Raw genomic sequence first — 12707 nt, forward strand, 5'->3', positions numbered from 1 at the left:
GCACGAGCTGGGCGCCGACGTCGCGTGGCCTCCGCAGTACGACCGCGCCCGCTGGCGCTGATCCGACCGACGCGACGAAGGCCGCCGTCCCGCTCGGGGCGGCGGCCTTCGTCCTGCGAGCCGGAGGTCAGCGACCGCGGATGCGACGCGTGGCGTCCTGCACCTCGCCGACCAGCTCCTCCAGGATGTCCTCGAGGAAGAGCACCGCGGTGGTGTTCCCCTCGGCGTCACGCACCTTGGCCAGGTGGCGACCGGCCCGGCGCATGAGCGCGAGCGCGTCCTCGAGGTCGGTGTCCTCCTGCACGGGCACCATGTGATGGATCCGCTTCGACGGAAGGGGCTCCACCAGCTTCTCGGCGGCGTCCGGGCCGTCCGACGCCCGCAGGATGTCCTTGAGATGGACATAGCCGATCGGGACGCCATCCGCGTCGACGATCACATACCGCGAGAAGCCGTATCGCGCGACCGCCTTCTCGATGTCGTCGGGCGTCGTCGACTGCGGCAGCGTGATGAGATCGCTGAGCGGAACGGCGACGTCGCGCGCCTTCTTGTCGGTGAATTCGACGGCGGCCGCGACGGTTCCGGCGGTGTCGGACAGCACTCCCTCACGCCGTGACTGGTCGACGATGGTCGCGACCTCCTCGAGCGTGAAGGTCGACGCCGCCTCGTTCTTCGGCTCCACCCGGAACAGGCGCAGCACCGCGTTCGCGGACGCGTTCAAGAGCCAGATCACCGGCATGAAGATCTTCGACACCCACACGAGCGGAGTCGCGAGGAGCAGCACGGCCCGGTCCGGAACCGAGAACGCGAGGTTCTTCGGCACCATCTCACCGAACACGACGTGCAGGAACGAGACGATCAGCAGGGCGATCGTGAACGACACCACGTCGACCACGCCGTCCGACCAGCCGACCGCGTGCATGGGCACGGCGAGCAGATGGTGGATCGCAGGCTCCGAGACGTTCAGGATCAGCAGCGAGCAGATCGTGATGCCGAGCTGCGAGGTCGCGAGCATCAGCGTCGCGTGCTCCATCGCGTACAGCGCGGTCTTGGCGGCGCGGGATCCTTCTTCGGCACGCGGTTCGATCTGCGAGCGCCGGGCGGAGATCACCGCGAACTCGGCGCCGACGAAGAACGCGTTCGCGACGAGCAGCACGACCAGCCAGGCGAGTCCTCCCCAATCGTTCATCGGGTGTCCTCCTCTCCTGGTTCGTGCGGTCTCGGGACGTAGCGCACCCGGTCGACGCGGCGCCCGTCCATCCGGACCACCTGTAGCTTGCCGCTGTCCACCGAGACCTCGTCGCCGACCGACGGCACCCGCTCGAGCACGCTCATCACGTACCCGCCGACCGTGTCGTAGACGTCCCCTTCGGGAACGACGACTCCGGCGCGGCTGCGCAGCTCGTCCGGCCGCAGCTCACCCGGGAACATGATGCCGTCGCGCCCCCGGACGATGCCGGCCCTCGTGCGGTCGTGCTCGTCGGACACCTCACCGACGAGCTCCTCCACGAGGTCTTCCAGAGTCACGAGACCTGCCGTGCCGCCGTACTCGTCGACGACGATGGCGAGCTGGTAGCCGCGGGCGCGGAGCTCGGAGATGAGACCGTCGACGTGCACGGTCTCCGGAACACGGAGCGCATCGGTCGCGAGAGCGCCGACGGGAACCTCGGAGCGCCGCTCGCGCGGCACCGAGATCGCGGCCTTGAGGTGCACGACGCCCGAGATGTCGTCGAGGTCGTCGTCGTACACCGGGAACCTGCTGTGACCGGTGCGGCGCGCGAGCTGGATCACGTCGTCGGCGGAGTCCCCGGCGGCGAGCGCATGCATGCTCGGACGGGCCGTCATCACGTCGGCGGCGCTGAGTCGCGAGAACGTCAGCGTGCGGTCCAGCAGACTCGCTGTGTCGGCTTCGAGCAGCCCGGCGCTCGCGGATCGACGGACCAGCGACGAGAGCTCCTCGGCGCTTCGCGCGCCGGAGAGCTCTTCCTTCGGCTCGATGCCCATGCTGCGGAGCACGCCGTTCGCGCTGCCGTTGAGCACGATGATCGCCGGCTTGAAGACCGTGGTGAACGCGACCTGGAAGGGGATGACGAGCTTGGCGGTCTGTCGCGGCAGCGCGAGGGCGAAGTTCTTCGGGACGAGTTCACCGAGGATCATCGACACGACCGTGGCCACCAGCATCGCGATGACCGTGGCGATCGGCGCGACGGCTGCTTCGGGGATGTTCCAGGCCACGAACGTCGGCCGCAGCAGGTTCGACAGCGCCGGCTCCATCGTGTAACCGGTGAGCAGCGTCGTCAGCGTGATGCCGAGCTGCGCGGACGACAGATGGGTCGACGTGTGCCGGAGGGCGCTGATCGTCAGAGAGAGGCGGGATTCGCCTTTCGCCTGACGGGCCTCGAGGTCGGCGCGGTCGAGATTGACCAGCGCGAACTCGCTCGCCACGAAGAGGCCGGTGCCGACCGTGAGCAGGAGCCCCACGCCCAACATGATGAAGTCCATCAGCGGTTCCTCTCCGGTGAGAGAGGCGGACAGTGGGGCGATGTTCTGCAACTGGGAGGGTCGTCCATTATGCGGACGATTCTACAGAACCTGTCCGTGAGTGCGACTCGCGGCTACCAGCTGACCGGCAGCGCTTTGCCCTCTTCATACCCGGCCGCGGACTGCAGCCCGACGAGAGCCCGATCGTGGAACTCCGGCACGGACGACGCGCCCGCGTACGTGAAGGACGAGCGGACGCCCGACGTGATCATGTCGAGCAGGTCTTCCAGGCCCGGACGCAGCGGATCGAGGTAGATCTTGGACGACGAGATGCCCTCGGCGAAGAGCTCCTTGCGTGCGCGCTCGTACGCGTCGAGGCGCCCGAACCGCGCCTGGACCGCCTTGGTCGACGCCATGCCCCAGGATTCCTTGAAGATGCGGCCCTCGGCATCGCGCTGCAGTTCTCCCGGCGCCTCGATCGTGCCGGCGAACCAGGAGCCGACCATGACGGATGCCGCACCCGCGGCGAGCGCGAGGGCCACGTCGCGGGGGTACCGCACGCCGCCGTCGGCCCAGACGTGCGCTCCGAGCTCTCGCGCCGCCTGTGCCGTCTCGAGGACGGCGGAGAACTGCGGCCGGCCGACCGCGGTCATCATGCGGGTCGTGCACATCGCGCCCGGCCCCACGCCGACCTTGAGGATCGACGCTCCCGCCTCGACGAGATCGCGCACCCCGTCGGCCGTGACGATGTTGCCCGCGACGATCGGCAGGCCGAGGTCGAGGTCGGCGACGGCACGAAGGGCGCGGAGCATCCCCTCCTGGTGCCCGTGGGCGGTGTCGACGACGAGCACGTCGACGCCGGCACCGGCGAGCGCCTTCGCCTTGGCGGCGACGTCGCCGTTGATGCCGACGGCGGCGGCGACCACCAGGCGGCCGTCGGCGTCGAGCGCCGGACGGTACAGCGTCGAGCGCAGCGCGGTGCGCGCACTCAGGGTGCCGACCAGATGTCCGTGATGGATGACCGTGACCATCTCGACGCCCGCGTCGGTGATGACATCGAACGCGTGCCGCTCCGATCCGATGTCGTCGGCGTCGATCGACGGCACCCCGCTGTGCACGAGGTCGCCCAGCTGCGCGTCGGGGAGGGCCGTCGCCAGCCTCGTCGCCGGAAGGATGCCGAGCACATCCCCCACCTCGATCGGCGCGCCGCCGCGGGCGACCACGATCCCGTGCCCCGCCGTCGGCGGCAGGAGTCGGAGAGCATCGGCCACGGATGCCTCGGGCGGGAGGACGATCGGGGTGTCCCAGAGCACCGGCTGGGCCTTGACGTCGCGGATCGCGGCATCCAGGTCCTGCAGCGGCAGATCCTGCGGGAGCACGCCGAGACCGCCGCGCCGGGCGAGCACCGCCGCGAGGCGCGGGCCCGTCACGGAGTTCATGTTCGATGCGACGAGCGGAAGCGTGGCCGGCGTGCCGTCCTGCGGCGCGAGGTCGACCTGGAGCCGACTGGTGACCGCGGATCTGCGCGGGACGAGGAACACGTCCGAGTAGGTCAGATCGACTGTCGGCTGCGCTCCTGAGAAGTCCATGTCTCCACGGTACCCAGATCGCCGCGCGCAGGGCACACCGCTTCGACGATTGCCGGGACGAAACACGTTAGGCTTGATGTCGAGAGTGTGCGGACCCGGGCGCATCCTGCGCCGTCGGCTGCACAGAGTGCTTCAGCGATGAAAGAGGGCGATACAGCGTGTCGAACCAGGTGACCGGCGTCGGGGGCGACGGGGGGTTCGGAGCCAATTCCTGGCTCGTCGAAGAGCTCTACGAGCAGTTCAAGGAGAACCGCGACTCCGTCGACAAGGAATGGTGGCCGGTCCTCGAGAAGTATCACGCAGATACCTCCGGAACCGCCGCACCGGCAGCAGCACCGACGGCATCCCCCGATCCCGCCGCACAGCCCGCGCATCCGGTCACGGCGCCGATCCCGGTGATCGGTTCGCAGCCCGTCGCTCGCACGACCGCCAAGCCGGCCACCGCGGCACCCATCCCGGCCCAGGCCCCCAAGCCGACGGCGAAGGAAGCCGAGGCCGCGGCCGAAGAAGACAAGATCACTCCCCTCCGCGGTCTGCCGAAGACCCTCGCGGCGAACATGGACGAGTCCCTGACCGTCCCGACCGCGACCAGCGTGCGCACGATCCCGGCGAAGCTGCTGATCGACAACCGCATCGTCATCAACAACCACATGGCCCGCACCCGCGGCGGCAAGGTCAGCTTCACCCACCTCATCGGCTGGGCGCTGATCCGCACGCTCGACGAGTTCCGCAGCCAGAACGTGTTCTACGCCGAGATCGACGGCAAGCCGTCCGTCGTCGCCCCGGCCCACGTGAACCTCGGCATCGCGATCGACCTTCCCAAGCCCGACGGCACGCGTGCGCTCATGGTGCCCAGCATCAAGCGCGCCGACACGATGAGCTTCAGCGAGTACCTGGTCGCGTACGAGGACCTCGTCACCCGCGCCCGCAACAACAAGCTCACCGCTGCCGACTTCCAGGGCACCACGGTCTCTCTGACCAACCCGGGCGGCATCGGCACCGTGCACTCGGTGCCGCGTCTGATGAAGGGCCAGGGCTGCATCATCGGCGCCGGCGCCCTCGAGTACCCGGCGGAGTTCCAGGGCGCGAGCGACAAGACGCTCAACGAGCTCGCCATCGGCAAGACCATCACGCTGACCAGCACCTACGACCACCGCGTCATCCAGGGTGCCGGCTCGGGCGAGTTCCTCAAGAAGGTGCACGAGCTGCTCATCGGGCAGCGCGGCTTCTACGACGACCTCTTCGCAGCGCTCCGCATCCCCTACGCGCCGATCCGCTGGAACCCCGACATCGCGGTCGACCTCGCCGAGCGCGTCGACAAGCAGTCCCGCGTGCAGGAGCTCATCAACTCGTTCCGCGTGCGCGGCCACCTCATGGCCGACATCGACCCGCTCGAGTACGTGCAGCGCTCGCACCCCGACCTCGAGATCGAGAGCCACGGACTCACCTTCTGGGACCTGGACCGGGAGTTCGTCACCGGCGGCTTCGGCGGGCGACGCGTGGCGAAGCTGCGCGACATCCTCGGCGTGCTCCGCGACTCGTACTGCCGCACGCTCGGCATCGAGTACATGCACATCCAGGACCCGGAGCAGCGTCGCTGGTTCCAGGAGAAGGTCGAGGTCAAGTACCAGAAGCCCGGCCACGACGAGCAGCTGCGCGTCCTGCGCAAGCTCAACGAGGCCGAGGCCTTCGAGACCTTCCTCCAGACCAAGTTCGTCGGTCAGAAGCGCTTCTCGCTCGAGGGCGGCGAATCGCTCATCCCGCTGCTCGACGAGATCCTGCAGGGTGCGGCGACCGCCGGACTCGAGGGCGCCGCGATCGGCATGGCCCACCGTGGCCGCCTGAACGTGCTGACGAACATCGCCGGCAAGACCTACGGCCAGGTGTTCCGCGAGTTCGAGGGCACCCAGACGCCGGGCAACCAGCGCGGGTCCGGCGACGTGAAGTACCACCTCGGCACCGAGGGCACGTTCGTCGCCGACGACGGCTCCGAACTCCCCGTGTACCTCGCCGCGAACCCCTCGCACCTCGAGACGGTCGACGGAGTGCTCGAGGGCATCGTCCGCGCCAAGCAGGACCGCAAGCCCATCGGCACCTTCGCCTGGCTGCCGATCCTCGTGCACGGCGACGCGGCCTTCGCCGGGCAGGGCGTCGTGGTCGAGACCCTGCAGATGTCGCAGCTGCGCGGCTACCGCACGGGCGGAACGATCCACGTCGTCGTCAACAACCAGGTCGGCTTCACCACCTCGACGAACGACGGACGCACCTCGGTCTACGCCACCGACGTCGCCAAGACCATCCAGGCGCCGGTGTTCCACGTGAACGGCGACGACCCCGAGGGCGTCATCCACGTCGCGCAGCTCGCGTTCGAGTACCGCGAACGCTTCCACCGCGATGTCGTCATCGACCTCGTCTGCTACCGCCGACGCGGCCACAACGAGGGCGACGACCCTTCGATGACGCAGCCGCTGATGACCGACCTGATCCAGGCGAAGCGCTCGGTGCGCAAGCTCTACACCGAATCGCTCGTCGGTCGCGGTGACATCACCGAGCAGGAGTACGACGACGCGAAGGCAGACTTCCAGAACCGCCTCGAGATCGCCTTCGCCGAGACGCATGCCGCCGAGACCGGCGCCACCCCGATCGCTCCCGACGATCTGCTCCCGGTCGAGGAGCAGGTCGGAGCCCCGGACATCACCGGCGTTCCCGGCGAGGTCATCCAGCTCATCGGCGACGCGTTCGTGAACAAGCCCGAGGGCTTCACGGTGCACCCGAAGATCCAGCAGCTGCTCGACAAGCGTCTCGACATGAGCCGCAACGGCGGCATCGACTGGGGCTTCGGCGAACTGCTCGCGTTCGGCTCGCTGCTCGTCGAGGGCACTCCGGTGCGCTTCGCCGGTCAGGATGCCCGGCGCGGCACGTTCGTGCAGCGCCATGCGACGCTGCATGACCGGGCGAACGGCCAGGAGTGGCTGCCGCTGTCGAACCTCTCCGACGCGCAGGGCCGCTTCTTCATCTACGACTCCCTCCTCAGCGAGTACGCGGCCCTCGGGTTCGAGTACGGCTACTCGGTCGAGGCGCCTGAGGCCCTCGTGCTGTGGGAGGCGCAGTTCGGCGACTTCGTCAACGGCGCCCAGTCGGTCATCGACGAGTACATCTCCGCCGCAGAGCAGAAGTGGGGACAGCAGTCCAGCGTCACGCTTCTGCTCCCCCACGGCTATGAGGGCCAGGGACCGGACCACTCGTCGGCGCGCATCGAGCGCTTCCTTCAGCTGTGCGCGCAGGACAACATGATCGTGTCCCGCCCGTCGACCCCGGCGTCGTACTTCCATCTGCTGCGCCGACAGGCCTATGCCCGCCCGCGCAAGCCGCTGATCGTCTTCACCCCGAAGGCGATGCTGCGACTGCGCGGGGCGACCAGCCCTGTCGAGGACTTCACGCAGGGCCGCTTCGAGCCCGTGATCGACGACCACCGCGGTCTCGACCGCAACGCCGTCACGCGCGTGCTCGTGCACTCGGGCAAGGTGCACTGGGACCTCCGGGCCGAGCTCGAGAAGAACCCGAACCCCGAGATCGCTCTCGTCCGGCTCGAGCAGCTCTACCCGACGCCGATCGCCGAGCTCAAGGCCATCACCGACTCGTACCCGAACGCCGAACTGGTGTGGGTGCAGGAGGAGCCGGAGAACCAGGGCGCCTGGCCGTTCCTCGCCCTCGCGTTCGCCGACGTTCCGGGCGATCGATCCTTCCGCCCCGTGGCTCGCGCCGCTTCGGCGTCTCCGGCGACAGGATCCTCGAAGGTGCACGCTGCCGAGCAGGCGAAGCTGCTGCGCGAGGCGCTGACGCTGGGCTGATCCGCCGCAGACGCGAAGGAGCCCCGACCGACAGGTCGGGGCTCCTTCGCGTATGCGCAGCGGAGTCGATGCCGTGCTCAGTACCAGATGTCGAGCGACGGTGCGGGATACGACGAGAACGCGCGGTCGAGTGTGCGGACGGTGGCATCGTCGGCATCGATGAGGCCGGCACCGTGAAGCGAGCCCGCACGCACGCCGCCGACGAACAGGGATGACAGGGCCGAGACGCCGATCGTGGCGTCGACAGGGAGGCCCGCGGCGTCTCCGACCGTCGCCGTGCCATCGGCATCCGCGCGCACCCGCCAGTCCCCCGCCGTGAACCCGAGAGGATCTTCGATGCGGAGCACGACGTCGAGAGGCGCGGAATACGTGCGCCCGGACAGCGCGGCGGGAACATCGAGGATCCGCAACCAGCCGTGGTCGTGCACGACCTGCTGTACGGCCCGCTGATCGGCGACCAGCCAGGGCAGCGCGTCGTCGACGGGCCGCAGGTCTGCGGTGATCTCGTCGACCAGGTCGTGCTGCAGCAGGAATCCCCACAGCGCCGAGAGAGCGTCGGGAGTCTCGGCGACGAGCAGCCGCACGTCGAGTGCGAAGCGGAACGAATCGCCCTTCTCGTTCACCGTGTAGGCGACGACGCCGCGCACCTCGCCGGACTCGTCGAGGTAGCGCACGCCGCGCACCTTGTCGCGCTCTGTGACCGACGCGGAGGCGCCCGAGAGTCCGTCCCAGCGCCCCTGCCAGCCCTCGATGCGCCCCGGCACCTCGCGGCGTGTGCGGTCGTGCACGCGCCCGATGTCGGTCGAGAGCGTCTCACGGTCGATGTACTCGACGCGTCCCGGAGCGGTGGGGCCGTTCCATCCGGCGCGACGGGCGTCGACGGCGTAGCGCGCGACGGGGATCGCGGAGCCGAAGCCGTAGCGACCGTAGATCGTCGCCTCGGATGCCGTGAGGCCGGCGATGGGCACGCCGGCGGATGCCGCAGCGCGCAGCTCGCCCTCGAGCAGGGCTCGTGCGATGCCGCGTCGTCGGTGGGTCGCTGCGACGGTCACCATGCTGATCGCCCACATCCCGATCTCGCCGCCGCCCGGCAGCGTGAGCGGGGTGACCCAGGCGTTGGTGGTCGCCACCGGGAACGCGCCGGCGTCGGCACCCTCTTCGTAGACGCCGATGTTGCGGCGGGACCGGAAGGTCGTGCGCGCCGACGAGAGAGAGTCGGCATTCGGCTCCGCGCCCAGGAAGCCGCGATCGGCGGCGCGCTGGAACGCGACGGAGGTGTCGTCGTCCGTCAGATCGACGACCCGGTACTCCAGGCCGGCTGAGCGCAGCCGTTCCGTGGATCCGGGGTCGGCGGGTACGTCACGTGCGTCGAGGGTGGTCATCGTTCCACACTACCGACGCCCTCCGACAGAGCCTCGGTGCTAGTGCTGAGCGGCCTGGACCTCGCGGAGCCGGGCGAACACCTGGTCGCGCAGCTCCTCGGGAGCGGTCTCCTTGCAGGCACGGGCGACCACCTCGGTGAGAGTCGTCGCGACGAGCGCCTCGTCCCGACAGGACGCGCAGTTCTCCAGATGCTCGCGGATCTCGGTGTGCTCCGTCTTGCACACCTCGTTGCGGAGGTACTCCTCCAGATCCTGACGGGCCTTGTCGCAGCCGCAGTCGCTCATTTCGTGCTCCTCGTGTCAGCCGCGGCGATGCCCCGCTCCGCGGCGTAATCTGCCAGCAGCTCCCGCAGCATCCGCCTGCCACGGTGCAGGCGGCTCATCACGGTGCCGATGGGGGTCTTCATGATGTCGGCGATCTCCTGGTACGCGAAGCCCTCGACGTCGGCGAAGTACACCGCGAGCCGGAAGTCCTCGGGAACCGCCTGGAGAGCGTCCTTGACGACCGAGGCCGGCATCCGGTCGATCGCCTCCGCCTCGGCCGAGCGGCCGTGCGTCGCGGTGGTCGACTCGGCGCCGCCGAGCTGCCAGTCCTCGAGCTCGTCGATCGTGCCCTGGTAGGGCTCGCGCTGCCGCTTGCGGTAGATGTTGATGTAGGTGTTCGTGAGAATGCGGTAGAGCCAGGCCTTGAGGTTCGTGCCCTGCGTGAACGTCGACCAGGAACCGTACGCTTTCACGAAGGTCTCCTGCACGAGGTCGGCGGCGTCCGCCGGGTTGCGCGTCATACGCATCGCGGCGGCGTAGAGCTGATCCATGAAAGGGATCGCCTGCTCCTCGAACTCGCGCCGAGGGTCGCCGACGGTCTCTGCGGTTGCGGTGTCATCCATCACCGGCCAGTCTAGGCCGCTGAGGTCCAGCGTCCCGCGTTCCAGGGTGCCCAGCATGCACTCTCCTCCTCGATGGACACCCGCGCCTTCACGCCGTGGGCATCCTGTTCACTAAAGTGAGAACCGATGAGCGCGAACAGGTATTCCCCGGCCCGAGTCCAGGGCGCCTATGCCGCGCCCTCCGTGGATGCGCCGATCCACGCCGAGCTCACCGTCCCGGGCTCCAAATCGCTCACGAATCGCGAGCTCATCATCGCGGCGATCGCCGACGGACCCGGCCGCCTGATCGCGCCGCTGCACTCCGACGACTCGGCGCGCATGGTCGACGCGCTGCGCGCCCTCGGCGTCGGCATCGAAGAGGTGGATGCCGGGCACGAGTTCGGCCCCGACCTCGTGGTGACGCCCGCGAAGCTCGAGGGCGGCAAGACCGTGGACTGCGGTCAGGCCGGCACCGTGATGCGCTTCATCGCCCCGCTCGCCGGTCTCGCCGCGCACGACGTGAACCTCACGGCCCATGAGACCGCGCTGCATCGCCCGATGGGCGGACTGATCAGCGCGCTCCGCGACCTCGGCGTCGACATCGACGACGAGGGCACCTGGGCGCTCCCGTTCACCATCCGCGGCCACGGACGCATCCGCGGCGGCCGCGTCGAGATCGACGCCTCCGCGTCGAGCCAGTTCGTCTCCGGGCTCCTGCTCGCCGCTCCCCGCTTCGATGTCGGGCTGCACCTCGTCCACATCGGCGAGCACCTCCCGAGCCTGCCCCACATCGACATGACGATCGAAGCGCTCAGCCGCCGCGGCATCCGCATCGAGCGTCCCGCCGTCGGCGAGTGGCTGGTCGAGGCGGGCGTCCCCCGCGCCAAGGAGATCGCGATCGAGCCCGACCTCTCGAACGCCGCTCCGTTCCTCGCCGCCGCTCTGGTCACCGGCGGCTCGGTGTCGATCACGGGCTGGCCGGCGCACTCGACGCAGCCGGGCGCGTTGCTGCCCGAGATCCTGCAGGCGATGGGCGCCCATGTCGGCCGACACGGCGGCACGCTCACCGTGCGTGCCGGTTCCGGCATCCGCGGGCTCGACATGGACCTGTCCGCGGCGAGCGAGCTCACCCCCACGCTCGTGGGTCTCGCCGCCTTCGCCGACTCGCCGACGACGATCCGCGGCATCGGCCACATCCGGCTGCACGAGACCGACCGCATCGCCGCGCTGATCGGCAATCTCCGGGCCCTCGGCGGTGAGGCCGAGGAGCTGACCGACGGTCTGCGCATCATCCCCGCCGCGCTGCACGGTGGCGGCTGGGCCGCCCACCATGACCACCGGATGGCCACGACCGGAGCGCTCATCGGCCTGCGCGTCCCCGGTGTCGAGGTCGACGACATCGGCACCACCGCGAAGACCCTCCCGGAGTTCACGATGCTCTGGGAGCGGATGCTCCGGGGCTGACTTATGAGCTGGCTCGATGACGACGACGACCTCGATGACGACTTCGAGGACTATGACGAGAGCAGCATCCGCACCCGTCCGAACCCGAAGGCGAACCGGCCGCGCACGAAGCGCCGGCCCGCGCACGACGATGCGCAGACCGGTCGCGTGCTCGGCGTCGACCGAGGCCGCTACACCGTGCTCCTCGACGAGGACACCGAAGACGAGCACGTCATCAGCTCGGTCCGCGCACGGGAACTCCGCCGGATGCCGATCGTCACCGGCGACCAGGCACGCGTGGTCGGCGACACCTCGGGAGACGAGGGCACGCTCAGCCGCATCATCGGCATCGCCGACCGCACCTCGCTGCTGAGGCGCAGCGCCGACGACACCGACCAGGTCGAGCGGGTCATCGTCGCGAACGCCGACCAGATGCTCATCGTCGTGGCGGCCGCCGACCCCGAACCGCGCGCCCGGCTCGTCGATCGCTACCTCGTGGCGGCGCTGGATGCCGGCATCCGTCCGCTGCTCGTCGTGACGAAGACCGACATCGCCGATCCGGCCGAGTTCCTCGCGCACTTCGACGGCCTCGACCTGCGCGTGTTCACCAGCGCACTCGATGAGATGCCGGTGGAGGAGATCGGCGCGGCGCTGGTCGGCCACTCCACCGTGTTCGTCGGACACTCCGGCGTCGGGAAGTCGACCCTCGTGAACGCGCTCGTGCCGACGGCCGAGCGCGCGACCGGGCACGTCAACCAGGTCACCGGCCGCGGCCGCCACACCTCTTCGTCGACCGTCTCGCTGCGCTATCACGGGGAGCTCGGGACCGGGTGGGTCATCGACACCCCCGGCGTGCGCTCATTCGGCCTCGGCCACGTGGACCCGGCGAACATCCTGGCGGCGTTCACCGAGCTGGCGGAGATCGCCGAGAACTGCCCTCGGGGGTGCACGCACCTCGCCGATGCCCCGGACTGCGCGCTCATCGAAGCTGCCGAGCGGGGCGAGCTCAGCGAGACCGGACGGGCGCGCCTCGATTCGCTCCAGCGACTGCTGCAGACCTTCTCCGACAAGGCCGAGCAGAGCCCCGGCCGATAG

At 69.4% G+C, this 12707-nt stretch carries 9 protein-coding genes; 3 read left to right on the forward strand and 6 right to left on the reverse strand.

The window, feature by feature from the left end:
• Positions 1 to 127: 127 nt before the first annotated feature.
• From DW306_RS08020 to DW306_RS08030, 3 genes are all read right to left on the reverse strand, one after another.
• Positions 128 to 1189: a hemolysin family protein gene (locus tag DW306_RS08020; protein ID WP_136055092.1), complete on the reverse strand. Its 1062-nt coding sequence runs from the start codon at positions 1187 to 1189 to the stop codon at positions 128 to 130.
• Positions 1186 to 2502, reverse strand: a complete 1317-nt coding sequence (locus DW306_RS08025; protein ID WP_136055093.1) for a hemolysin family protein — start codon at positions 2500 to 2502, stop codon at positions 1186 to 1188. The genes DW306_RS08020 and DW306_RS08025 overlap by 4 nt, the downstream gene beginning before the upstream one ends.
• 113 nt (positions 2503 to 2615) lie before the next feature.
• Entirely contained in the window at positions 2616 to 4070 is a 1455-nt protein-coding gene (locus tag DW306_RS08030; RefSeq protein WP_136055094.1) for a GuaB1 family IMP dehydrogenase-related protein, read from the reverse strand.
• A gap of 158 nt (positions 4071 to 4228) precedes the next feature.
• Here DW306_RS08030 and DW306_RS08035 point away from each other — a divergent pair, with 158 nt between their 5' ends.
• Complete coding sequence (locus tag DW306_RS08035) at positions 4229 to 7921, forward strand: multifunctional oxoglutarate decarboxylase/oxoglutarate dehydrogenase thiamine pyrophosphate-binding subunit/dihydrolipoyllysine-residue succinyltransferase subunit (protein WP_136055095.1); 3693 nt, start codon at positions 4229 to 4231, stop codon at positions 7919 to 7921.
• A gap of 77 nt (positions 7922 to 7998) precedes the next feature.
• Here DW306_RS08035 and DW306_RS08040 read toward each other — a convergent pair whose 3' ends face one another.
• From DW306_RS08040 to DW306_RS08050, 3 genes are read right to left on the reverse strand one after another with little or no spacing between them, the layout of a single operon-like run.
• A complete protein-coding gene (locus tag DW306_RS08040) occupies positions 7999 to 9303 on the reverse strand; it encodes a GNAT family N-acetyltransferase (protein ID WP_136055096.1) in 1305 nt (434 codons plus the stop codon).
• Between the two features lie 39 nt (positions 9304 to 9342).
• A complete protein-coding gene (locus DW306_RS08045; RefSeq protein WP_136055097.1) occupies positions 9343 to 9588 on the reverse strand; it encodes a zf-HC2 domain-containing protein in 246 nt (81 codons plus the stop codon).
• Complete coding sequence (locus tag DW306_RS08050; RefSeq protein WP_240747113.1) at positions 9585 to 10190, reverse strand: sigma-70 family RNA polymerase sigma factor; 606 nt, start codon at positions 10188 to 10190, stop codon at positions 9585 to 9587. Before DW306_RS08050 ends, DW306_RS08045 begins: the two co-directional genes overlap by 4 nt.
• Positions 10191 to 10316: 126 nt before the next feature.
• Between DW306_RS08050 and aroA the strand changes: the two genes are divergently transcribed.
• Positions 10317 to 11633 (forward strand): 3-phosphoshikimate 1-carboxyvinyltransferase, encoded by a 1317-nt coding sequence (gene aroA, locus DW306_RS08055; protein WP_136055099.1) that lies wholly within the window; start codon positions 10317 to 10319, stop codon positions 11631 to 11633.
• Between the two features lie 3 nt (positions 11634 to 11636).
• Complete coding sequence (gene rsgA, locus DW306_RS08060; RefSeq protein ID WP_136055100.1) at positions 11637 to 12707, forward strand: ribosome small subunit-dependent GTPase A; 1071 nt, start codon at positions 11637 to 11639, stop codon at positions 12705 to 12707.

Source organism: Microbacterium sp. K24 (assembly GCF_004794465.1).
Taxonomy (GTDB): domain Bacteria; phylum Actinomycetota; class Actinomycetes; order Actinomycetales; family Microbacteriaceae; genus Microbacterium.